19 protein-coding genes are annotated in these 23,089 nt (G+C 71.4%); 10 read left to right on the forward strand and 9 right to left on the reverse strand.

Annotated elements, in window-relative coordinates; translation table 11 throughout:
• Positions 1 to 210 precede the first annotated feature (210 nt).
• From SSPS47_RS33670 to SSPS47_RS33695, 6 genes are all read left to right on the forward strand, one after another.
• Positions 211 to 1,299 carry a LacI family DNA-binding transcriptional regulator gene (locus tag SSPS47_RS33670; RefSeq protein WP_164254190.1) on the forward strand — a complete coding sequence of 363 codons (1,089 nt, stop codon included), beginning with the start codon at positions 211 to 213 and terminating at the stop codon, positions 1,297 to 1,299.
• Positions 1,293 to 2,591, forward strand: a complete 1,299-nt coding sequence (locus tag SSPS47_RS33675) for a sugar ABC transporter substrate-binding protein (RefSeq protein ID WP_164254191.1) — start codon at positions 1,293 to 1,295, stop codon at positions 2,589 to 2,591. The genes SSPS47_RS33670 and SSPS47_RS33675 overlap by 7 nt, the downstream gene beginning before the upstream one ends.
• Positions 2,592 to 2,605: 14 nt before the next feature.
• Positions 2,606 to 3,532: a sugar ABC transporter permease gene (locus SSPS47_RS33680; RefSeq protein WP_147877293.1), complete on the forward strand. Its 927-nt coding sequence runs from the start codon at positions 2,606 to 2,608 to the stop codon at positions 3,530 to 3,532.
• Positions 3,533 to 3,636: 104 nt separating this feature from the next.
• Positions 3,637 to 4,470: a carbohydrate ABC transporter permease gene (locus SSPS47_RS33685; protein WP_203558139.1), complete on the forward strand. Its 834-nt coding sequence runs from the start codon at positions 3,637 to 3,639 to the stop codon at positions 4,468 to 4,470.
• Positions 4,471 to 4,551: 81 nt separating this feature from the next.
• Positions 4,552 to 5,568 carry a glycosidase gene (locus tag SSPS47_RS33690; protein WP_147877313.1) on the forward strand — a complete coding sequence of 339 codons (1,017 nt, stop codon included), beginning with the start codon at positions 4,552 to 4,554 and terminating at the stop codon, positions 5,566 to 5,568.
• A complete protein-coding gene (locus SSPS47_RS33695) occupies positions 5,565 to 7,208 on the forward strand; it encodes a glycoside hydrolase family 13 protein (protein WP_164254193.1) in 1,644 nt (547 codons plus the stop codon). The genes SSPS47_RS33690 and SSPS47_RS33695 overlap by 4 nt, the downstream gene beginning before the upstream one ends.
• Before the next feature lie 34 nt (positions 7,209 to 7,242).
• On the opposite strand, the gene SSPS47_RS33700 is transcribed toward SSPS47_RS33695, so the two are convergent.
• A complete protein-coding gene (locus tag SSPS47_RS33700) occupies positions 7,243 to 8,037 on the reverse strand; it encodes a nucleotidyltransferase domain-containing protein (protein WP_203557995.1) in 795 nt (264 codons plus the stop codon).
• A gap of 223 nt (positions 8,038 to 8,260) precedes the next feature.
• On the opposite strand from SSPS47_RS33700, the gene SSPS47_RS33705 reads away from it, so the two are divergent.
• The gene (locus SSPS47_RS33705; protein WP_164254546.1) at positions 8,261 to 8,872 is read left to right on the forward strand and encodes an amino acid transporter; all 612 of its coding nucleotides are present in this window, start codon (positions 8,261 to 8,263) and stop codon (positions 8,870 to 8,872) included.
• Positions 8,873 to 8,892: 20 nt separating this feature from the next.
• Here SSPS47_RS33705 and SSPS47_RS33710 read toward each other — a convergent pair whose 3' ends face one another.
• The 3 genes from SSPS47_RS33710 to SSPS47_RS33720 all read right to left on the reverse strand — a co-directional run bounded on the left by SSPS47_RS33710 (position 8,893) and on the right by SSPS47_RS33720 (position 11,839).
• Positions 8,893 to 10,194, reverse strand: coding sequence for a site-specific integrase (locus SSPS47_RS33710; protein ID WP_239064878.1), 1,302 nt, complete (start codon positions 10,192 to 10,194; stop codon positions 8,893 to 8,895).
• 191 nt (positions 10,195 to 10,385) lie between these two features.
• Positions 10,386 to 10,721 carry a helix-turn-helix transcriptional regulator gene (locus SSPS47_RS33715; RefSeq protein ID WP_164251158.1) on the reverse strand — a complete coding sequence of 112 codons (336 nt, stop codon included), beginning with the start codon at positions 10,719 to 10,721 and terminating at the stop codon, positions 10,386 to 10,388.
• Positions 10,721 to 11,839: a site-specific integrase gene (locus SSPS47_RS33720; protein ID WP_203557829.1), complete on the reverse strand. Its 1,119-nt coding sequence runs from the start codon at positions 11,837 to 11,839 to the stop codon at positions 10,721 to 10,723. The genes SSPS47_RS33715 and SSPS47_RS33720 overlap by 1 nt, the downstream gene beginning before the upstream one ends.
• A gap of 358 nt (positions 11,840 to 12,197) precedes the next feature.
• Here SSPS47_RS33720 and SSPS47_RS33725 point away from each other — a divergent pair, with 358 nt between their 5' ends.
• A complete protein-coding gene (locus SSPS47_RS33725) occupies positions 12,198 to 13,271 on the forward strand; it encodes a glutathione S-transferase C-terminal domain-containing protein (RefSeq protein WP_164254195.1) in 1,074 nt (357 codons plus the stop codon).
• A 115-nt stretch (positions 13,272 to 13,386) separates the two neighbouring features.
• Here the strand turns inward: SSPS47_RS33725 and SSPS47_RS33730 are convergent, their stop codons facing one another.
• From SSPS47_RS33730 to SSPS47_RS33740, 3 genes are all read right to left on the reverse strand, one after another.
• Positions 13,387 to 14,109: a Clp protease N-terminal domain-containing protein gene (locus SSPS47_RS33730; protein ID WP_164254196.1), complete on the reverse strand. Its 723-nt coding sequence runs from the start codon at positions 14,107 to 14,109 to the stop codon at positions 13,387 to 13,389.
• A gap of 222 nt (positions 14,110 to 14,331) precedes the next feature.
• Positions 14,332 to 15,051: a TetR/AcrR family transcriptional regulator gene (locus SSPS47_RS33735; RefSeq protein WP_164254197.1), complete on the reverse strand. Its 720-nt coding sequence runs from the start codon at positions 15,049 to 15,051 to the stop codon at positions 14,332 to 14,334.
• A 28-nt stretch (positions 15,052 to 15,079) separates the two neighbouring features.
• Positions 15,080 to 16,303: a Cmx/CmrA family chloramphenicol efflux MFS transporter gene (locus tag SSPS47_RS33740; RefSeq protein ID WP_164254198.1), complete on the reverse strand. Its 1,224-nt coding sequence runs from the start codon at positions 16,301 to 16,303 to the stop codon at positions 15,080 to 15,082.
• Positions 16,304 to 16,747: 444 nt separating this feature from the next.
• Between SSPS47_RS33740 and SSPS47_RS33745 the strand changes: the two genes are divergently transcribed.
• Positions 16,748 to 17,701, forward strand: a complete 954-nt coding sequence (locus SSPS47_RS33745) for a phosphotransferase (RefSeq protein WP_164254199.1) — start codon at positions 16,748 to 16,750, stop codon at positions 17,699 to 17,701.
• 190 nt (positions 17,702 to 17,891) lie between these two features.
• Here the strand turns inward: SSPS47_RS33745 and SSPS47_RS33750 are convergent, their stop codons facing one another.
• Positions 17,892 to 18,686: an integrase gene (locus SSPS47_RS33750; RefSeq protein WP_203557996.1), complete on the reverse strand. Its 795-nt coding sequence runs from the start codon at positions 18,684 to 18,686 to the stop codon at positions 17,892 to 17,894.
• A 240-nt stretch (positions 18,687 to 18,926) separates the two neighbouring features.
• On the opposite strand from SSPS47_RS33750, the gene SSPS47_RS33755 reads away from it, so the two are divergent.
• Positions 18,927 to 22,481 carry a HEAT repeat domain-containing protein gene (locus SSPS47_RS33755; RefSeq protein ID WP_164254200.1) on the forward strand — a complete coding sequence of 1,185 codons (3,555 nt, stop codon included), beginning with the start codon at positions 18,927 to 18,929 and terminating at the stop codon, positions 22,479 to 22,481.
• Here the strand turns inward: SSPS47_RS33755 and SSPS47_RS33760 are convergent.
• Positions 22,427 to 23,056 carry a histidine phosphatase family protein gene (locus SSPS47_RS33760; protein ID WP_164254201.1) on the reverse strand — a complete coding sequence of 210 codons (630 nt, stop codon included), beginning with the start codon at positions 23,054 to 23,056 and terminating at the stop codon, positions 22,427 to 22,429. The genes SSPS47_RS33755 and SSPS47_RS33760 overlap by 55 nt on opposite strands.
• Positions 23,057 to 23,089: the final 33 nt, after the last annotated feature.

Raw genomic sequence — 23,089 nt, forward strand, 5'->3', positions numbered from 1 at the left:
CCGCCGGGGGCGCGGCTCGCGGCGGACTTGCACGGTCACCGAGCGTGCGAAGTCGTTCCGACCCTTGACATCCCTGGAGTCAAACCGCTTCAGTACTGCCATTACGTTCGAGTTAAACCGGTTTAAACAATCGATGTCGCAGTCGGCGTACCCGCCGTCGCACTCGTCGTCAGCACACTCGTCGTCACAGAGAAGTGAGGGAGGGGCTCCATGGACCGGCGTCCGACGATCGCCGACGTGGCCAAGCGGGCGGGGGTGTCCCGCAGTTCGGTCTCCTTCGCCCTGAACGACCGGCCCGGACTCGCCGAGGAGACCAAGCGGCGCATCCTCGCGGCGGCGCAGGAGCTGGGATGGCGGCCCAGCCGGCCCGCCCAGGCGCTGTCGCGTGGCGTGGCCGGGGCGCTCGGACTCGTACTGGCCAGGGACACCGCGGCGATCGGCGCCGACCCCTTCTTCCCCGCCTTCATCGCGGGCATCGAATCCGTACTCGCCCGCCGCGGCGACGCCCTCGTCCTGCATGTCACCGAGCCCGCCGACGAGGAAGCCACCTACCGCCGCCTCGCCGCCGACCGCCGGGTCGACGGTGTGCTCCTCACCGACCTGCGCGTCGACGACCCGCGCCCGGCGCTGACCCGCGAACTCGGCCTGCCCGCCGTCGTGGTGGGCGACCCCGGCGGGGCGGGCGGACTGTGCGCCGTCGGGCTGGACGACCGGCCCGCCTTCGCCGCCGCCGTACGGCAGCTGGCCGCCCTGGGCCACCGCCGAATCGCGCACGTCGCCGGACCGCAGGAATTCCGTCACGCCCGCCGTCGCCGTGAGTCGTGGGAACTGGCCATGCGGGAGGCCGGACTGCCCGAGGGGCCCGTACTGCCCGGCGGCTTCACCGCGGCGGGCGGCGCCCACGCCACCCGCGAACTGCTCTCACTCGCCCCGGACCGCCGCCCCACCGCCGTGATCTACGCGAACGACCTCTCCGCCACCGCCGGCCTCGCCGTCGCGCAGCGGCTCGGACTGACCGTCCCCGGCGATCTGTCGGTCGTCGGCTACGACGACACGCCGCTCGCCGAGTACACCCACCCGCCGCTCGCCTCGGCCCGCGCCGACGCCCTCGGCTGGGGAGCCGCCGCCGTCCGCGCCCTGGACGAGGTCATCGCGAAGGGGCGGGCCGACGACGTCGCGCTTCCCCCGGCGGAGCTGGTACGGCGCGGCTCGATGGGCCCCGCGCCCGGCGCCGGCGACACCGAAGCCGACGCCCCCGCCCCGAGCACCACGACCGTACGGAGCGAGACGCCATGCTGAGCACATCACGCACCAAGGCCGCGGCCGTCCTGCTCGCGCTCGCCCTCACCGGCACCGCCGCCGCCTGCTCCCGCTCCGGCCCCGACAGCGTGAGCGCGGCCACCGCGCGCGGACCCATCACCGTATGGCTCTCCAACAACGCCCAGGAGGTCGCCTGGGGCGAGAAGATGATCGCGAGCTGGAACAAGGCCCACCCCGACCAGCGCGTCACGTCCCAGCAGATACCCGCCGGCAAGACCTCCGAAGAGGCACTGAGCGCGTCGATCATCGCGGGCAACAGCGCCTGTCTGGTCTTCAACACCTCGCCCGCTTCCGTACCGCAGTTCCAGAAGCAGGCCGGGCTCGTCCCGCTGGACGACTTCCCCGACGGCGCGCAGTACATCGAGTCACGTACCGGCCCCCGCGCCGAGCAGTACCGCTTCGAGGACGGCTCCTACTACCAGCTGCCCTGGAAGAGCAACCCGGTGATGATCCTCTACAACAAGGACATCTTCCGGAAGGCCGGACTCGACCCCGAGAACCCGAAGCTCGCGACGTACGACGAGTTCCTCGACAGCTCACGGAAGATCGTCGGCAGCGGCGCGGCCGAAGCGGCGATCTGGCCCGCGCCGACCTCCGAGTTCTTCCAGTCCTGGTTCGACTTCTATCCGGCCTTCATCGCGGAGACCGGCGGCGAATCCCTCGTCGAGAACGGCGAGCCGCAGTTCGACAGCCCCGCCGGCCGGCGCGTCTTCGACTTCTGGCGAACGATCTACCGGGAGAAACTCGCCCCGAACGAGACCTTCCCCGGCGACGCGCTCGGCGGCGGCAAGACCGCCATGTCGACCGTCGGACCCTGGGCCGTCGCCACGTACAAGGACAGCATCGACTGGGGCGTGGTCCCGGTGCCGACCTCGGACGGCCGCCCCGCCTCCGAGATCTCCACCTTCAGCGACCAGAAGTCCGTCGCGATGTTCAGCGCCTGCGAGAACCGCGCCACCGCCTGGGACCTGATGAAGTTCGCGACGTCGCGCGAGCAGGACGGCGCCTTCCTCGCCGACACCGGACAGATGCCGATGCGGCCCGACCTCCTGCGCACCTACGCCGACTGGTTCGCCGAGAACCCCGACTACAAGGAGTTCGCCGACCAGGCCGACCGGACCGTCGAGGTCCCCGCCGTCGCCGGCTCCATCGACGTCTGGCAGGCGCTGCGGGACGGCTGGACCCGCTCCGTCGTCTTCGGCCGCGAACCCACCGGCGAGGAGCTGCCCCGGCTCTCGCGGGACATCACATCCCTCCTCGACGAGTACTGAGGACTGAGGCCCGTATGAGCACCACCGGCATCCCCGCCCCGAAGAGCGCCTCCCCCCGCACCCGTTGGCGCCTGCGCCCGCCACGCATCGGCGCCCTCTTCGTGTCGCCGTACGTCCTGTTCGTCACCGCCGTGTTCGCCGTCCCCCTCGGCTACACGATCTGGATCTCGTTCCACCGCTTCTACTTCACGGCGCCCGGCACCGACATCGACACCCCCTGGGTCGGACTGCGCAACTACCAGGACGTGTTCACCGACCCGGTCGTCCAGCGGTCCTTCCTCAACATCGCCATCTTCCTCGTGATCAACGTGCCGCTGACGGTGGTGCTCGCACTGGTCCTGGCGAGCGCGCTCAACGCCAAACTGCCCTTCCGGTCCTTCTTCCGCGCCGCCTACTACCTGCCGTACGTCACGGCGAGCGTGGCACTGGTCGCCGTGTGGCAGTACATCTTCGGCGCCGACGGACTGCTCAACACCGCTCTCGGCGATCTCGCCCCCGACCCGTCCTGGCTGGTCAACTCCACCCTCGCGATGCCGGTGATCGCCGTCTTCGTCACCTGGAAACAGCTCGGCTTCTTCGTGATGCTCTACCTCGCGGCGCTCCAGAGCGTCCCCAGGGAGCTCTACGAATCCGCGTCCCTCGACGGCGCCGGCCGCGTCCGCTCCTTCATGTCGGTGACCGTGCCCGGCGTACGCCACGCCACCACCCTCGTCACGGTGTTCGCCATCATCACCGGCGCCAACCTCTTCAGCGAGCCCTATCTGCTCACCGGCGGCGGCGGGCCCGACCACGCCTCCTCCTCACCCGTCCTCGTCATGTACCAGAAGGGCATCGAGCAGGCCCACCCCGACTTCGCGGCGGCGCTCGGAGTCGTGCTCGTCCTCTTCGTGGTCGTACTCGCCCTGGTCGCCCGCAAGTTCACCGAGAAGGGAGCCGAGTGATGAGCGCCGACACAGCCACCCCCGCCACGGGGCCCGCCACCGCACCCGCCCCCGCCGGGTCCGGGGGAGACCACCGCCCCCGCCGGGGTGTCGTGCACCGTGTCATGGTCGGCGGCGGCCGCCCCCTGCGCCTCGCCGTCCTCACCCTCGGCGCGGTCGCCTTCCTCTTCCCCTTCTACTACATGGTCGTCGGCTCGCTGGGAAAGGTCACCAGCGGCGACCTCGACGGCGCCCTCCCACGCCCCAACAACACGACCACCGGCAACTACGAGAGCATCAACGGCGCGATCTCACTGGGCCGTTCACTCGTCAACTCCGGTGTCTTCACCATGGGCGTGCTGCTGTGCACGATGGTCTTCGGCGTACTCGCCGGATACGCCCTCGCCCGGCTCCAGTTCCGCGGCCGGGGCACACTCTTCGCCGTACTGCTCCTCATCCAGACCATCCCGTTCCAGCTGCTGATGCTGCCCCTCTACGTTCTGGTCGTACGCGACTACGGGCTGGGCGACAGCTACCTCGGGATGATCCTGCCGTTCGCGATCAACTCGACCGCCGTCTTCCTTTTCCGCCAGTTCTTCCTCCAGATCCCCGCCACCTTCTTCGAGGCGGCCCGCATCGACGGCGCGAGCGAACCGCGCATCCTGTGGCAGATCGCGATCCCGATGGTCAGGCCCGCGCTGCTCAGCGGCGCCCTGCTGACCTTCATCGGACCCTGGAACGAATTCCTCTGGCCGTTCCTCGTCACCAAGAACGCGGACATGCAGCCACTCGCCGTGTCCCTCGCCGGATTCATGAGCAACCTCCAGGGCACCGTCGCCAATCCGACCGGCGCACTCATGGCGGGCGCCTGCGTTCTCGCCGTACCCGCCGTCGTCCTCTTCCTGCTCTTCCAGCGCCACTTCACCCAGACCGACATCGACTCCGGAACAAAGGGCTGACCCACCGTGCACCACAGCGCCACTTCCCCCCGCACCCCCGACACCACGATCCCCTACCGTCTCGTGCGGCAGGGCGTGGTGATGTCACCCCTCCCCGGCGAGGCGAACGAGGCCGAGGGAGTCCTCAACCCCGCCTCCGGCCGGACACCCGACGGCACACCGCATCTGCTGCCACGCCTGGTGTCGGCGGGCAACGTCTCACGCGTCGGCCTCGCCGAGGTCGTCCTCACCGACGGCGTTCCGACGGGCGTCGAACGGCGCGGCGTCGTCCTCGCCCCCGACGCCGGCTGGGAGCGCGGCAAGAACAACGCGGGCGTCGAGGACCCCCGTGTCACCTGGATCCCGGCTCTCGGTCTGCACGTCATGTCGTACGTGGCCTACGGCCCGCTCGGCCCGAAGCCCGCGCTCGCCGTCTCCGACGACCTCACGCACTGGCGGCGGCTGGGCCCGGTGCAGTTCGGCTACCAGCCGGACCTGGACACCGACCTCAACCTCTTCCCCAACAAGGACGTCGTGCACTTCCCGGAGCCGGTACCGGGACCGGACGGCGAGCCCGCGTACGCGATGCTGCACCGCCCGATGTGGGACCTCGGCTGGTTCCGTCCGGGCGAGGGCGTCCACCTTCCGGCCGGACTGACCGACGAGCGGCCCGGCATCTGGATCAGCTACGTACCCGCGGCCGAGGTGGAGCGCGACATCACCGCCCTGACCCGGCCGCGCGACCATCGTCCGGTCGCGCTCTCCGCGTACCCGTGGGAGAGCCTCAAGATCGGCGCGGGCCCGGCGCCGATCCGGGTCGAGGAGGGCTGGCTGCTCATCCATCACGGTGTCTCCGGCACCATCGACGACCCCTTCGCGCAGAACCAGCAGGTCAGCTACGCGGCCGGCGCGATGATCCTCGACCCCGCCGACCCGGCCGTGGTGCTGGCACGCTCGGCCGAGCCGCTGATGGCGCCCGAGACGCAGGAGGAGCGCTCGGGCACCGTACCGAACGTCGTGTTCCCCACGGCCATCGAGGAGTTCGGCGGAGTGCGGCACGTCTTCTACGGGATGGCCGACGCGCACATCGGTGTGGCGCGCCTGGAGCGCGTCGGATGAGCGTCGCGGGGGAGGGGGCGGCCGGGCCGTGGTGGCGCGACGCCGTCTGCTATGAGATCCACCCCCGCTCCTTCGCGGACTCCGACGGCGACGGAACCGGCGATCTGCCCGGTGCCACCGCCCGGCTGCCGTACCTGCGCGACCTCGGCGTGGACGCCGTATGGCTCACGCCGTTCTACCCCTCCCCGCTCGCCGACGCGGGCTACGACATCGCCGACCACACCGCGGTCGCGCCCGACCTCGGCACCCTCGGCGATTTCGACACCTTCGCGGAGCGGGCACACGCGCTGGGGCTCAAGGTGCTGGTGGACCTGGTCCCCAACCACACCTCCGACGCGCACCCCTGGTTCCGCGAGGCACTGGCGGCGCCGGCGGGCGGCGCGGTCCGGGACCGCTATCTGTTCCGGCCGGGCCGTGGCGCACGGGGCCAGGAGCCGCCCAGCGACTGGCGATCCGCGTTCGGCGGCCCCGCGTGGACATCCACAGGCGACGGGGACTGGTATCTGCATCTGCACGCGCCCGAGCAGCCCGACCTCAACTGGCACCACCCCGATGTGGCCGCCGACTTCGAACGGATCCTCCGCTTCTGGCTGGACCACGGCGTGGACGGCTTCCGTGTCGACGTCGCGCACGCCCTGTTCAAGGACCCCGCCCTGCCGGACGCGGGCCCCGGCCAGCACCAGGACCCGGCGCGCAACCATCTGATGCCGTACTACGACCGTGAGGAACTGCACCCCCTCTACCGGAGCTGGCAGGCCCTGCTCGCCGCTCACCCCGCCGGGCCGCCGGGCTCCGCGCCGCCGGGTGAGCGCCTGCTCGTCGCCGAGGCTGCCGTCTTCGACCCCGCCCGGCTCGCGCGCTACGTACGCCCCGGCGAGATGGGACAGTGCTTCAACTTCGCGTTCCTGGAGTGCCCGTGGGAGCCCGCCGCGATCCGCGCCGTCGTGACGCGGTCCGTCGACGCCATGGCGGCCGTGGGCGCGCCCGTGACCTGGGTGCTCTCCAGCCATGACGCGGTCCGCCCGGCCACCCGGTACGGCGGCGGTCCGGCCGGGGTGCGCCGGGCGCGGGCCGCCGCGCTGCTCATGCTGGCCCTGCCCGGTACGGCGTACGTCTACCAGGGCGAGGAACTGGGCCTGCCCCAGGTGGAGTTGGCGGACGACCGGCTTCGCGACCCGCTGTGGCGGAGGTCGGGCGGCGTCGAGCGGGGGAGGGACGGCTGCCGCGTCCCGCTGTCCTGGGAGGGCGGCCGGCCCCCGTACGGATTCTCCTCGGCTCCCGCGGCCGACTGCTGGTTTCCACAGCCGGAGGGCTGGGAGGGGCTGACGGCGGACGCCGAACGCGACGATCCGGAGTCGATGCTCACGCTGTACCGCGCGGCCCTGCGGCTTCGGCGGTCCGACACCTCGCGGGCGGTGGCGGACGGTGCCGCGCTGCGGCTGCTGTCACCGCCGGGCGCCTCGCACCTGACGTTCGACCGGGGCGACGGGCTGCTGTGCGCCGTCAACTTCGGCGCGGCTCCACTTCCGCTGCCGGAGGGCTTCGGGACAGCGGAAGTGGCGCTGGCGAGCGGGCGGTTGACGGACGAGGGGTGGTTGCCGGCGGACACCGCCGTATGGCTGCGACGGGCCGGGCGCTGAGTCCCACCCGGGTTGCCCGGGTCGCTGGGGCCCCTCAGTACGCGGACACCGAGGCGAACAGCGCCTCGGCCTCGGCGACCGACCCCGCAAGCTCCCCGGGGTCGGTGCTCAGCTCCGACGTGATCATGTCGACGTCCCGCAGTCCGGCCCGCCGCAGCAGCGTCTTCTCGTTCGTCACCCACTCGCCGCGCGCCGCCAGCACGGCGTGCGCCGTCTGCGTCGCCGCGATGGCGAGATTGCCGACGACCTCGGTGAGCCGCCCGTACGGGACATGATTGGCCTTCGTGTAGCCGAGCGTCATGCGCGCGTCGCCGAGCCAGCGCTCCGGCGCCGTCTCGCGCAGCGCCGCCGGGTACTCGGGTCGGGGGAGCTCACCCCGCAGTACCCGGTTGATGCCGAGTTCGGCGACGACCAGATAGCTGGGAATGCCCGCGAGGTGGAACATCAGCGGCTCCAGATGGAAGCGGCCCGCTTCCGCCTCGGCCAGTTCGTGCCCGACCACGGCGAGATCCCGGTAGTGCACGTCGACACTGCGGCCCTCGACCGTCAGCCACGCGCCCCCGTTGAAGACTCCGCCACCCCAGCCGCCGATCTCGGAGACCTCACCGTCCCAGCCCACGGCCCGCAGATCGGCCGGGTCGAAGACCTCCGCGCCCCCGGCCTCGTAGTAGACGGCCAAGTCCCAGTCACTGTCAGGCCGTTCGGTGCCCTGGGCACGTGAGCCGCCGAGCGTCACGGCCTTGACGGCCGGCAGCGCGGCGAGGCGATCGGCGGTGCGGTCGAGAAACGCGCGGCTGTCGTCACGGGCGGTGTCACTGACTGCGTTCATGGGGCGGAAGACCTCTCCATGGTGCGTGAGGAGGAAGCGATCAAGAACTATAGACCGGCCGCATCGCCGCATCGCCGTCCCCCCTGTGCCCGACTGGTAAGAGTCGTTTATCGAGTAGTCGGTGTTCCTGAACCTGACGGCCTTTCGGCTCTCGTGTCTGTTACTGCTCGTGATCAACAGTGGTGTGCGTCGGCTCAAGGGCAGCCACGGGAGAATGAGCGGCATGACACGTCTCCGGGCTCCGTTTGGCAGGTGGGATCCCGCCTCTCTGAGCGAGGTTGTCGCGAGGTTCTCCGGCTTGGAGTCCTGCTGGTGGGTGGCTGGGGGCTTCGCGATCGAGCTCGCGGTGGGCCGCCGAATCCGGAGCCATGGGGACATCGATGTCCTGTTGCTGCGGCGTGATCAGCTCGTGGCCCAGCAGGCTCTGTCGGGCTGGCAATGGTGGGCCGCCGATCCACCGGGAAGCCTGCGTCCGTGGGCGTTGGACGAGGTCTTGTCGCTGGAAGTTCACGACATCTGGTGCCGGCCCGGGCCCGACGATCCCTGGCGTATCCAGATCATGATCGACGAGTCCTGCGGCCAGGAATGGGTGTCACGGCGTGACCCCCGGGTGCGTAGGCCGATCAGCATGCTGGGGATGACCTCGGCTGACGGTGTTCCCTTTCTCGCCCTGGACGTGCAGCTCTACTACAAAGCCAAGACACCTCGGCCCAAGGACGAAGAGGACTTCGACGCTGCGCTGCCCGTGCTCACGGATCAGCAGCGAAGCTGGCTCGTCGATGCGATCTCCAAGACGTACGGACCTCACCCTTGGATCAAGCGCCTGCAGGCGTAATCTCACGGTCGGCCGGTGCCTCACCGGAGCCGTGGAGATCGCCGGTTGTGGTCGCCGGGTGCGTAGTTCTTCCAGGGGGCTCCGGCGTCGTTGGCGATGCGGGTGGTGCTCTTGTCGTGGTAGCCCAGTGCCTGGGCGATGACGGGCGCCGGGGCCTGGAGGACGAGCTGGCGAATGGCCGAGGTGCGGCCTTTCTCGACAGGGATGCCGAGTTTTCGTAGTGCGTCGCGCAGGGTGGCGGGGTTCATGGGCTGGCTCGCTCGGCGACCGGGGAACAGCCAGGGCGAGTTCTGGTTGATGGCGGGGGTGCTGGCGGGCAGCGCTTGGAGGTAGTCGAGCAGGAGGTCGGCCACCGGCTCAGGGGCTGGAGTGGGCGGGTCGCCAAGGCGGAGTGTGACGCACTGGCCGTCGCGGAGAACGTCGTCGGTGGTCATGCGAACGATGCGGCTGACGGGTTGGGCGAACAGCAGGACCAGACAGGCCGCGACCCGGACTCTCAGCGCGGTGCTGTCGTCGGCGAGGACCCGTTGCAGGGCGGTGACGCGCTGGTGTTGGCCCATCGGGTGGGGGTTGGTGGTCGGGTGGTTCGGGATGATCAGCCGCGGCATCCGGCGGGTCTCCATGCACCATCGCAAGAACGCCTGGGCAGGTCGCCGGGTGGCGTACTTCTCCGCGTGCCAGGCATCGAGATCGGTCTGGGTGCAGGCGCTCAGCGCGACGTGCCGGGCGGCGAGCCAGACCAGGAAGGCACCAGCCTGGGTGATCTGCTGGCGGCATTCCTGCGTCGTACTCGTGCCCAACGGGCCCTTGGCCGCCTTGGCTCGGAGCTTGCGAAGCTGGTGCCAGGTGGCGAAGTGCTGGAGTATGCGGGCGTGTTCGGTGTCGGCGGTGGTGGCGATTCGCTGGGCGAGCCACCGCTCGAACAGAAGGAGTCGCCGGTCGAGGTGAGGCAGGACGCCGCTGTCCATGAGCAGGTCGCGCAGGTAGGCGGCGGTCCGCCAGTTCGGCAGGGCCTGGATGGCGTCGTGTGTGAGTGGCACTGTTCCGGTGGCGAGGTCTCGCAGGAGTGCCGGGACTTGCCGGTTGCGGAGCCAGATAAGCCGACTCTTCGGACGGTCCAGGCTCACCAGAAGCTGGTGCAGCGGGATCAACTGTGGGTGGATGCAGCCGGTGCCGTCGTCCAGGAGGGCGGTGAGCTGGTCGGAGAGGGTGCAGCGTTCGCAGAGCCGTCCGCCCAGGAGTAGGCCCTCGAAGCCGCAGCGGTCGCAGAAGAAGTCGCGGCTGATGCCTGCGCAATCCCGGCAGATCGCGGTTCCCGCCACGTTGCGGCCGGGAAGCAGCCGCTCGGTTTTGCAGCCGGGGCAGCGGCCTCGGTCCCGCGTGGCCCGTTCATAGCAGGTGCGGCAGATAGGTCCGTCTGACCAGTTCGCGGACTTGGCTGCGCGGCGGCCGCAGCGTGCGCAGGTGCGTATGTGCCACCGCTCGTATTTCTCGCGGCTGTCGTAGGCCGGGCTCACGAGTCGGGGGTGATCCGGGCGCGCTTGGGCCGGATGGTGTTGGCCAGGTCCACGACGTCGGCGCCGCCGGAGGCGGCGGTGCGGCGCGGGGCGACGTTCTCGGCCCGGGTGGCGATCAGGTCGGTGGGGGTGACGTCGAGGATGTCGCAGAGCGCGGCCAGGACCGGCAGGGAGAGCCGTTCGGGAGTCTGGGTGACCAGGCGCCAGACCTGGACCGAGGACAGCTCGATGCCGCGTTCGGCGAGCAGCGGGGAGAGGTCGGAGGCGGCGAAGATGCCGCGGGTGGCCATCACCTCGCGCAGTCGCCACTGGTAGCTGACCTGGCGTTTCATCAAGCCCTCCTCGCCGGCCGCAGAGCGGCCTGCATCGTCGCGTCCAACGCTCTGCGCAGGGTGCGGGTGCGGAAGTCGGAGGACACGCATGTGTAGATCGCGGTCGTGGATGCGTGTTCGTGCCCGACCTGTTCCTGGACGAACCGGGCGTCCATGCCCTTCTCGATCAGGTGGGTGACGTAGGACCTGCGGAAGGAGTGGAAGTCGAGTCCGTCGTCCAGGCCGAGGGCGTCCCGGTAGGTGGTGAACCGGGTGTTCATCTGGGAGAAGCCGACCCGGGCCGATCGCTCCGACGGCCACAGAGCCCCGGAGCCGGCGGTGGGAAACAGCGGACGTACCTCCTCGTTCCACTGCTGGAGGATCTCCGCCGACCAGTCGAAGACGGTCAGCACACTGCGGCGTTTGGGCGGCGAGCCCTTCTTCGCCTTCCCGTGGCGGACGTAGAGGACGCCGTACTCGCCGAACTCAGGACCTTCGGGGTTGCGTCCGAAGTCGACCGAGTCCAGCATCCGCGTCTCGTTGCGGCGCAGGCCGAAGGCGTACGCGGTCTTGAACAGCATCGCGTCGCGGAATGCGGGCAGCCAGCCCTTGCGGCCCCGGCCGCGGACCCTGCCGACCTGGTCGTCGGCGTGGTCGAAGAACGCCTGCAACTCCTGCCGGGTGAAGGCCCGTTTACTGGGGTCTGCCTCGGCTTCCTCCACGTGCACCGCGGTGTTCCACTCGTGCACCACCTGCACCGGGTGGGCGCCGAAACGCTCCTCGCAGGTCACCGCCCATCCGTAGGCGGGATCGGTGATGAAGGAGCAGAAGGACCGGACCGATCCCTGGTAGTTGCGGAGTGTGGAACGGCGCAGGTGCCGTACCGACCGCAGGTCGCCCAGCCACTCGTCGACCATCTGCGGCGACCAGGCCCAGGGGAACGTGTCCGCGTGCCGGACGAAGGCGCGTACCACCTTCTCCCGGCCCTCGATCGTGGAGAACGCCAGGTTCCGCGCGAGCTGCTGGTTGCGCCAGCCGTCCAGCATCGCCGTGAACACCTGCTCGTCCGGCCGCAGCAGCGGCAGGTCACCTACCAGGTGCAGCCCAACAGCCCCCGGCGCGAGCCTGTTCCCACCCACGAATGACTACCCTCCGCCGCCTACATCAGACGAAGGAATCTTTCATCAGATGTAATCACCTGACAAGTTCCCAGCTCAGAAGGCATGCCGGCTCGCATTCGCCGCATCTCAAGCGGCCCGGCGAGCCATCCACACCGAACCCGCACAGGGTGCTGACCAGGACATAGGGGGAAGGCGGCTGTTGATATGCACCCCAACCGCAGTGTTGCATCTGATGAAATTGCGGCCACTTCGCGCATCCGTACGTGTGTTTCCGCGCATGCTGGACAGCGTGGAACAGAGCCCGGCGGAGCGGTCCGTCGATGATCGAGGTCCGGCCCCGGGCTCTCGGCGGGGGCCCGACCGGGGAAGGATGGCCATGAGCGACGCGACCGGCGCCACAAAGACAGGCAAGACCGACGGCAAGGGAACGGACGGAGCGGGGACAGAAGGGAACGCGGCGTACGGCAGGAAGGCTTTCAAACGATCCAGGAGTCATTTCGCGGACCGCATCACCGCCGACGGCCGGGACGGCTGGCCGGTCGAGGCGGGCCGCTACCGGCTTGTCGTGAGCCGGGCGTGCCCGTGGGCGAGCCGCGCGCTCGTCTCGCGCCGGCTGCTCGGTCTGGAGGACGCGCTCTCCCTCGCCGTCACCGACCCGATCCAGGACGACCGCAGTTGGTGCTTCACCCTCGATCCCGGCGGTCGCGACCCCGTCCTCGGCATCCGCCATCTCAGCGAGGCGTACGACGCACGCGAGACGGACTACCCCGGTGGCGTCAGTGTGCCGGCGATCGTGGACGTGCCGAGCGGCAGACTCGTCACCAACGATTTTCAGCAGCTCACGCTCGACCTCGCCACCGAGTGGACGGCGCTGCACCGGTCCGGTGCGCCGGACCTCTATCCGGAGCCGCTGCGCGACGAGATCGACGAGGTGATGGAGGGTATCTACCGGGACGTCAACAACGGTGTGTACCGGGCCGGTTTCGCGTCGGAGCAGGGCGAGTACGAGCGCGCGTACCGCGATGTGTTCCGCCGGCTCGCGCTGGTGTCCGAGCGGCTGGCCGACCGGCGCTATCTGGTGGGGGACACCATCACAGAGGCCGACATCCGGCTGTTCACCACGCTGGTGCGCTTCGACGCCGTCTACCACGGACACTTCAAGTGCAACCGCCACAAGGTGGCCGAGGACCCCGTCCTCCACGCGTACGTCAAGGACCTCTACCAGACGCCCGGCTTCGGCGACACGGTCGACTTCGACCACATCAAGCGGCACTACTACATGGTGCACACCGGCGTGAATCCCACCCGCATCGTCCCCCTCGGGCCCGATCTCTCCGGCTGGCTGACACCCCACCACCGCGAGGAGCTGGGCGGCCGGCCCTTCGGGGACGGCACGCCGCCGGGGCCGGTCCCGGCGGGCGAGGAGGTTCCGGCGGAGGGCCGCCCCTGACCAGTACGCCCAGGGACCCACGTACGTACGGCACGGCCGGTCGCGGCGCACCCCTCCGTGTGCGCGCCGGGACCGGCCGGCCGTGAGCCGTTTTCTACGGACTGCTCGTCGCGGACTACTCGTCCTCCTGCGCCGTGATGAAGGCGGCTATGGCCTCGGAAGTGAACGCTTCCGCGGCCGACTTGTCGACACCGAGTCCGCTCAGCACCCCCTTGCCGTCCTCCAGCTCCAGCAGGGCGAGCAGGATGTGCTCGGTCCCGATGTAGTTGTGTCCCATGCGCAGGGCCTGGCGGAAGGTGAGTTCCAGGGCCTTCTTCCCGCCCGCGTCGTACGGAATCAGTTCGGGCACGCTCGGGACGGCCGGCGGCAGGATCGCCTCGACCGCTTCACGTACGGCCTCCGGGGTCACGCCCTGCGCGGAGATCGCACGCGCGCCGATCCCCTTCGGCTCGCTCAGGAGCCCGAGCGTGAGGTGCTCCGGCCGGGTCTGGTCGTTGCCCGCGGCGCGGGACTCCTCCTGGGCGGCCACCACCACCTTCCTGGCCCGGTCGGTGAAGCGGCTGAACCCCTGACTGGCGTCGAGGTCCGTCCCCTCGCCGGGGGTCTTCGCGACGAACCGCTTCTGCGCGGCCTGCCGGGTGACCCCCATGCTGCGCCCGATGTCGGTCCAGGAGGCGCCGGAGCGTCGTGCCTGGTCGACGAAGTGACCGATCAGATGGTCGGCCACGTCGCCGAGATGGTCCGCGGCGATGACCGCGTCGGAAAGCTGGTCGAGAGCGTCGGTGTGAACCTTCTTGATGGCTTCGATCAGATCGTCGAGCCGGATGGGGTGCGTCATGTGTCAACCTTAGGTTGACGGGATTGGAGTGTCAACCCGACGTTGACGCTGGCTCGGGGCGTGTGCGCGTGCGTCGAGCGATGCGTCCGGGGCGGCAGCGGGCGCGGGGGCTATGTCGCGGTCCGCCTCGGGGGCGAGATCCGGCTCCGCCCCCGAGCCCGGCCCTCGCCCCGAGCCAGGCTCCGCCCCCGAGCCCGCCCGCTCCCCGCACTCACGCGCCGATCAGTCCTGCGGGCCCGGTGGCAGGCCCATCGTGTCGGCGAGGGCGTCGATCTCCGACGCGAGCAGGGTGCTCCCGCGGTGGCCCATGCCCCCGAACTGCCCCTGGATCTCCAGGCTGACCACTCCGTGCATCCGCGACCAGACGACGACCGAGCCCGCGAGGACCCGGCCGGGATCCGCGTCCGGGGCGTTCTCCCGTACCCAGTCGGCGACCGCCGGTGTGCTCTTCGCCCAGGCCCGCAGCTCGGCCTCCAGGGCGTCGGCCGCCGGCCGGGCGGAGCCCTGCGCCAGTACGCCCAGGAACGGGCCGAGGACCGCCCGTGCGCTGTCGATCGTCTCGGCCGGTGCCTCGTACCCGGGCGACGGCGAGCCCGCCAGCAGCTGGTGGAGATGCGGGGCGTCCACGGCCCACTGCCGGTACGCGCCGGCCAGCGCGTGCAGCCGCTCCCGCGCCGGCCTCTCGGCCGTTCGGGCGGCCTCGGCCCGTACGGCGCTGGCGACGCTCTCGTAGCCCTCCAGGATCAGCTCGGTGAGCAGGGCGTCCCGGCTGCCGAAGTACTTGTAGAGCGCCGGTCCGGTGACGCCGAGCTCCCGGGCGATCGCGTTGAGGCTGAGCGACGCCGGCCCGCCGTCGCCGATCTGCCGGAGCGCGGCCTGCTTGATCTCCGTGCGTACGTGCTGGCGGTAGCGCTGCCGAGGACTGTCCTTGCCGACCGGCACGGGTGCGGCCTTTCGTTGCTTAGAGGGTCTAGCTTTTCATCACGACAGTAGCTTTCGTGAGTGGCAGCGGGCAAGCGAGGCGGGTGACGGCGGCCGTCGTCAGGGCGAGCGCCATCAGAGCCACGCTCACCCACACCGGTGACCGGAATCCGAAGCCCGCGTCGATGGTGAGCCCGCCGAGCCACGGGCCCGCCGCGGCGCCGATGTTGAAGGCCGCGGTCGCGAACGAACCGGCCAAGGTCGGTGCTCCTGAGGCGAGTTGGAACACCTGGGAGATCATCGCCGACCCCGTGCCGAACGCGAGCATCCCCTGGACGAAGACCAGCGCGATCGTGGCCACCGGGCTCACCGCGCTCAGCGCCAGCGCGATCCAGCCGAGCGCCAGCGACGCCATGCCCGCCACGACGAGCGTGCTCCGCCGCGCGTCGGCGATGCGGCCCGAAAGGGTGACTCCGACCAGCGACCCCACCCCGAACAGGGCCAGCAGGGCGGGCACCCATCCGGCACCGAGTCCGGTGACACGGGTGGCCAGCGGCTCAAGGTAGGAGAAGGCGCAGAACGTCGCGCCCTGGACGAGTGCCATCGTCAGCAGGGTGAGCAGTACGTGCCGGCCGGTGAGCGAGCGCAACTCCTCGCGTACCGAAGGGGTTTCGGCCGTCTCGGAAGCCTCGGCCGCTTCGGGGGCGTCGCCGCCCGAAGCGGTGGGGCGCTCGTCCGGGACCGACGTCACGATCGCCACCAGGGCCGGCAGCGACACGACCGCCACCGCCCAGAACGCGGCCCGCCACCCCAGATGCTCGCCCAGCAGCGCCCCGGCGGGCACGCCCACCACACAGGCCACGGTGACGCCGCCGACCACGACGGACGTGGCGCGCGCCCGCGCGGCCGGTTCGACCATCGCGATCGCGGCGACCAGCGCTACCGCCCAGAATCCGGCGTTCGCCAGCGCCCCGACGATCCTGGTCGCGAGCAGCACCTCGTAGCTGGGAGTGAGGGCGCCCACGACGTGGGCGGCCACGAACGCGGTCAGGAAGATCAACAGTGCGCGACGGCGGGGCCACTTACGGCTGAAGAGCGCCATCAGTGGCGCGCCGATCACCATCCCCACGGCGAAGGCCGAGGTCAGGAGCCCGGCGTCGGGAATGGACACATGAAGGTCGGCGGCGATGCCCGAGACGAGCCCGGACAGCATGAATTCGGAGGTGCCCTGGGCGAAGACGGCGAGCCCGAGCACGTACACAGCGAATGGCATGAAGGAACCCCATTGAGAACAGCGGGAGTTGACGGGACAGCGCGGTGGCGCGAGGGGGAGGTGGGCCGAACCCGCGCGCCGTGACGGTTCGTCACGGCGCGGCGGCGACACGGCGGAGATCCGTCGGGGGCCGTCAGCTGCCGGCGCAGCCCGGCGAGTTCACGGGCGGACAGCAGGACGGCTCGAACGGATCAGGAGACACGAAGTGTGTCGGAAGCGGCCCACGCGACGGCGGACCGGCGGCAACAGCGCTTACCGAGCGCTCACCCACGACCGGCGAGGTCGTACGGCGTCAACTCGACAACGGATCAGCCACCGGTGACCGGTGGCCTGAGTCTGTCGGACTCGGGGCTGCTCATGATCGGCAAACTACCAGCCCCGGCCCTCGTGCTCCACCCGATTGACGATGTGCGGGTACTTCGGCGCCCGACTACCTTCACCGGTATGGAAGAGCGACCCTCCGGTATCCAGGACTTCGATGTGCGCGATGCCCTGCGGGCATGGGGGATCGACCCCGTCACCCTGGAGTACGCGCCCGTGGGCTTCGGTGACTATCACTGGACCGCCACCGACACGCGTGATTGCCGGTGGTTCGTGAAGGTGGCCGACCTGGACCACAAGAGCTGGTACGGGGAGGGGACCGGGGCCGCCTTCCGCGGTCTGCGGGACGCCATGGACACCGCCGTGGCTCTGCGCGAGGCGGAGCCGGACGGCCGCCTGGACTTCGTCGTCGCGCCGGTCCGCACCGCCGACGGCGAGAGCGTTCGCGGGCTGGGACCCGGGCACGCGGTCAGTGTGTTCCCGCTCATGTCCGGCACGGCGGGTCACTTCGGCGAGACCCTCACCCCGCACGACCGCGCCCTGGTCGTGGACCTGCTCGCCGGTCTGCACCGCACGGTCCCGCCGGCCTCGGCCCGCGCACTTCCGCCCGAATTCGCCACCCGCCCCCAACTTGAGCCAGCACTGGGGGAGTTGGGCAACCCCTGGCACGGTTTCGGCCCGTACGCCGAACCGGCCAGACACCTGCTCGCCGACCACGCCGCCGCCCTGCGCCACCGTCTCGACGAATTCGACCGCCGGGCCGGGGAGTTGCAGGCCGCGAGCGCCCCACTCGTCGTCACCCACGGCGAACCGCGCCCCGGCAATCTGCTCCGTGCGGGGGAGCGGCGACTACTGCTCGACTGGGACACCGTGGGCCTCGCGGTCCCCGAACGGGACCTCTGGCTGGTCGTGGCCGGCCCGGACGACCTCCTACGGTACGAGGAGTCGACCGGCCGGAAGCCGGACCCGTCGGCCCTGGCGCTCTACCGCCTCCGCCGGGCCCTCAACGACATCGCCGAATTCCTCACCCTGCTCCGCGCCCCGCACGGCCCGACCCTCGACGTCCGGCAGTCCTGAAACGCCCTCGCGGACACGGTCAGGGCCCTGGCGGCCGAGGCGTAGCCGATCGGTCGCGGCTCGCCACGCGGCGGCGCGCGTCCGGGCGCCGTGCAGCCGCCCGTGCGGCGGTCGTACCGGGCCTCGCGCGGTCGCACGGAGAGCCGGCTCCCGTCCACGGATGAGGACTTGCCCCGTGGCCACCACCGACTCAGGCCTCTCCGAGGCCGGTGCAGTACGCGATCGTCGCGTCGTCCGGAGCGACCGCGTGGCGCGCCTCCGCCCGGCGGACCCGGTCGATGATCTCGGCCGGTCCGCCCGACGCCAGCACCGTCATGAACTCCGGCCAGTCGGCGAGCCCGAAGGTGTCCGTGAGGCGGCTCGCCCCATTGCTGAGCAGGGCGGCGCGGGTCACCTCGGAGACCGGACAGCTTCCGGTGATCGCCTCGTCCGCCGCCCGGGGGTCGTCCTTGGCCACCCAGAAGCCGCCCGGCCGGTTCCGGTGCGAGCGGAGGTCCTGGAGGACACGAAGGTACTCGTCGCTGCCCTCGGGGAGCGCCTCGAGCGCGGACCGGTACGGCCGGCTGATGACCACCTCCCGGGGGTCCGACACGACGAGCGGGGCGCCGTCCGCCCGGTCGAGGACGAGGACGGTGTCGCCGAGCACCAGGTACTCGGCGAGGCCGTCCGACACACGCAGGACGGCCACCATCGCCGACGGGCTGATGGTGGCGGCGACGTCGCAGGTGTCCCGGTGTCCGTCCGTCACCCGCTCGATCGCCTCGGCGAGCAGCGCCGGAAGTCCGCGGTCCGGGATCCCTGACAGGAGACCGAGGAGGCCGCCGCCGAGCTGCTCGGCGTACCAGGCCACGCCGTGTCGGCAGATCGATTCGGTGCCGGGGATGCCCGCGCCGTCGATCAGCACCGCTGCCGTGGGTACCGCGCCGGTGAAGTCCTCGTTCGTGCGGCCGGTGCGCGCCGCGACGCTCGTCATGGCCACTCGCATGCCCTGCCGCCCTCCTGATCGCCACGCCCTCGAAACCCGTTGGTGGGGCCGTCGGAGCCGCACCCAGGGTCTGTCGTTCGGATCCTGCCGGGCTCGCGGTCCCCGGCACGCACGCCCGCCGCGTTGTCGTCGGTCGGCACGGCTCCGCCATGCCTCCCTCCTCCGCCCTGCGGTCGCACGCACCGGACCCCGCTCCCTGATCCGGCCTGATCCAAACGACAGACCCTAGTATCGACCGTCATGACGCCGGGGGACGAGGCATTCGAGAACGCGTTCCGGCGGGCCGACGTCGGCCGGCTGGCCGGGCTGGTGGATCCGGCGGGCTGCCCGCCGGGCGTCCTCGAACGGCTTCTGCGCCACGAGGACCCGCGGGTACGGTCGTTGGGGCTGGTGTCGCTCGGTGAGCGGGTCGCCGTCGTCGGCGGCCGCGCCGACGCGTGCGAGCAACTGGCCGCCGCTCTGCTGCCCATGGCGATGTCGGCGGCGGGCCACGCCGCATGGTCGACACAGGACACGCTCGTCCTGGCCGAGCTGTACGCACGCCTCGGACCCCATGCTCCGAAGCCCTACGCCCTGGCCGACCGCGTCCCGTCACGGCGCACGGCCGGACTCCCCGTACGCGTACGGATCGCCTGGCTGCGCGCGGAGATCGCCAACGATCCGACGCATCTACGCCGGGAGCCCGCGAGCGAAGCGCTCTACCAGGCCGTACGGGACACAGACATCGCAGCCGCCTGCCGGCCACGCCAACTCGTGGCGGAGCTGCTGGAGAGCGGCGACCAGGTCTTGGCAGGACAGTCTCTGAGGCTGGCGCGGGAAGGGCTGCACGCCGGAATCTTCGCGGTCGCGCTCGTCCGTGCCCACCTGGTGCGGCTGCTCGACCTCGGCGCCGAACACGCCCTCGGGTCCGCGACCGTCGTCGCCGCGCTGACCGAACTCTCCGAGTCCTGGGCGACGTTGGAACCCCTGCCGCCGCACCGCGTCTCCGGGCTCCTGACCGCCGCCGAAGCGACCGTACGGCCCGAGGTGGCCGAAGCCGCGCTCACCGCACTCGCCCGGCACGGCCACAGCGACGATCGGCGACAGATCGTCGGGGACCCGGACCTGCCGCCCCGGCTGCGACGCCGTGCGCTGGAACTGCTCGGCGCGCTCGCGACACGCGACGACATCCGCGAGCTGACAGCCTTGGCCGCCCGCGACCCGCTGCTGTTCGGCGAGCCGGCCGTGACCTGCCTGCGCGGACTCCACCGGCGCGGCCACTTCGTGACCGCCCCTGACGTCCCCGCCGTCGTCGCGCTCGCACTGGCGGACCACGCCATCGCCCCGTGCGAGATCGCGACGATCCTGTTCACCTGCCGACAGGAGATGTTCCGGCTGCTGACCGATGCCACCGCCGACGACCCGAGCTGGCCGCGCAGACTGGCCCTGTTGGTCGCGCTGGCGGGACAGGGCACGGGCGACGCGGGCGAACCGGGCGAACTTCCGGTCGGCGACGTCATCACCTGTACGCTCAAGGCGACTTCGGCCCCACGGCCGTTCCTCGAAGCGTTGCGCGCGCTGCGGCACACGGCCGCCGAAGAGGCCGTACTGGCCCGCCTGGCGGCCGAGCCCGCGACCGTCCTGCGCACCCTGGAGGCCATCGGGGGACGGCGGACCGTGTCGGCGCTGCGGGACGGGCTCGGCCTCGCCGCGCTGGAGTCGGGCGGCTGGCGTCCCGCGATCGCGCTCCGGATCGCCCGGCGCGGGGAACTCCCCCCGCGCCACCGGCCGCACAGCCTGCGGCCGACGCTCGCGGACTGGCTCACCCTCGCCGACCGGACGCGGGATCCGGCGCAGACCCCGACGGGGGACCCGGCGCCGGATTCGTTGTCCGACACACGGACACGGTTGGTGCGCACAGCGCTCAGGCTGTGCCCGCCCCCGCTCTCGGAGGCCGAGCGGCGGACGTACGCCCGGTTCACCCCGCTCCTGCGCATGTGCCTGGCGGAGGCGGCGACTTGGGAAGACGACGGACAGGACCTCGTGACCGTGCTCGAAGAGCTGGCCCCCACACTGCCCACGGTGGAGAAGCGGGCCGTGGCCGACGCCGTACGCGCGCTGCCCGGCACCGCACCCGCACCGACGCTGACCCTGCTGCGCCGCTGTGGCGCCGTCCTCACCCGTGCCGACCTGGACCAGGCGCTCGAAGCGGCGGCTACCGGGTGGTCGACCGCCGCACGGGCGGAACGAGTCGCACCGGCCGAAGTCGCCGTGCTCCGCGAGGCGTTCGGGATCACGGACGTCTCTCTCCCATCCGATACGCGGGCCTGGCGCGTCCAACTGGCCGCCGCCGTGCGGGGACCGTCCGAAGCGGCGAAGTTCCGCCGGGCCGAGGAGTCCCGGCAGGGGGCGAGCAGGCCCAACTCCCGGCACGCACTGGCCGCGTTGGCCGACACGTACTGCGCCGCCGACCCCGTGACCCGGTCCGTGCTCCTCGACTGGATGACGGCACTCCAGCCCTTGGACGCGCCGCCCTGGACGCTCGGCGAGGCCGCCGCCGACGATGCCGCGAGCGCGGCGGCACCGAGCCGGACGGTACGCGCCGGCGATCTGGACCAGCCGCGTTCGGCGGCCCTGCGCGCGCGCCTGCTGGACATGCTCGACGCCCCTGACCCGGACCGGCGCCGTACCGCCGCCACCGCGCTGCTCAAGTGGCCCGATCCCGACGTCCGTTCGGCGGTACTGCGCGCGTATCTCCACGGCCGTGTCGACCTCGGTGTCCACATCCCGGCCGACGTCGAACCGCCCGGTCTGCTCGCCGCACTGGCGGACACGGGTGGTGCCGAGATCAGGTACGAGCGGCTGGCCCGCCTGGCCGTACGGCTCGACCCGTCCGTGCTCCAGCCGCTCGTGCCCCGGCTCCTGGAGCGGTGGCAGCAGGCTCCACAAGCCGTCCGTCCCGTCCTGGACGCCGTACCGGCGGGTACGCTCGCCGTCATCCTCGGCGATCGTATGGAAGCGGGCGCCTGGGGATTCCTCGACCTGCTCGCCGGCCGTACTCTGCTCCGCACGCCCGCGCTCACCGAGATCCGCCGCAGGCTGCGCGCCGAGGGCCGGGAGGCCCTCGCGGAGAGCCTCCGTCTGGTCGACGGGCCGCTGCGCGACCCCGGCGCCGAGCGGGACGACGCCCACGAACGGGCGCGGTCGACGGCGCCGCCGCGAGCCCCCGACGGGCCGTCCCGGCAGGAGTCGCTGCGGCTGGCCCGTACCGGCAGCCCCGACCAGATCCGCCGGGCGCTCAACCGTCTCGCCGAGGAACACCCCGGCCCTCACACACCGCCCCCACAGGCCCCCACCTCCCGCGAGGCTCCCGACGACCCCGAACTACGCGCGCTCATCGGTGAGTTGCTGCACCATCCCCGGCCCCGCGTCCGGCTCCACGCCCACCGGACCTCCCGGTCGCTCTTCGACCGGGAGACCTACCTGCGCCACACGTCGACCCTTTTGGGCGACGCGCAGCCGGACGTGGTGCGTTCGGCCGTCCGCACCCTCACCCACGCGGCCTGGGAACCCGCCGTCCCGGCGGTCGTCGCCCTGCTCGGCCATCCCCACCCGGCCGTTCGCGCAGCGGCGGTCGACGGTCTCGCGCACCTGGGCGGCCGAGCCGTCCCCGCGCTCCGGCACGCGGCCGACCACGCGCGGCCCGACAAGCGGTCGGCCTACGCCGCCGTGCTCGACCGGATCACGGCCACGCAAACGGATCAGACGCGCGATTCGGCCGGGAAGCCCGTCCAGCGGAGTTCGGCGGGCAGATGACCCATGTCGTTGTAGAGCAGTACGGACGACGGCCGGTCCGGCGCGTAGTTGATGACGGTCAGCGCCGCGTTGCAGTGGTTGAGTCCCATCCACCGCCAGGGCGGGGCGTCCAGGGCGTCGCGGACCAGCCAGCCGATGAGGAAGTTATGGGTGACGACCAGCTCATGGCGCGGCTCGTCACCCTCCACCGGCCCCGTGAACCGCGCCAGGGCCTGCCGTGCCAGCTCCGGCCCGCGCAGTCGCTCCTCGGCGGGGAACTCGGCCAGGCGCCCCAGCATGGCCCCGGCGGAGTCCGCCGGTAGTTCCCGCTCCCGCGGCACGTACGGGATGTAGTCCCCGGCGGGCTCCGATGCCCTCAACTCGCAGGGGATGTCGCCCAGTTGCTCCCGGATCAGCCGGGCCGTCCGCTCCGCCCTCGGCAGCGGTCCGTGACGGATCGCCGAGAGCGGGCCGCCCCGTAGCCGCTCGCCGAGCAGTACGGCCTGCCGGCGGCCCCGCTCGGTCAGGTCGCTCTCGTCGGCCGAAGCCTCACCGTGCCGCGCCAGATAGAGGTGGCGGATGGCTGTCCGGGGCATGCGTGTCGTCCTTTGACGGTGTGGTCGATCATG

This window comes from Streptomyces sp. S4.7, from assembly GCF_010384365.1.
Lineage (GTDB): Bacteria > Actinomycetota > Actinomycetes > Streptomycetales > Streptomycetaceae > Streptomyces.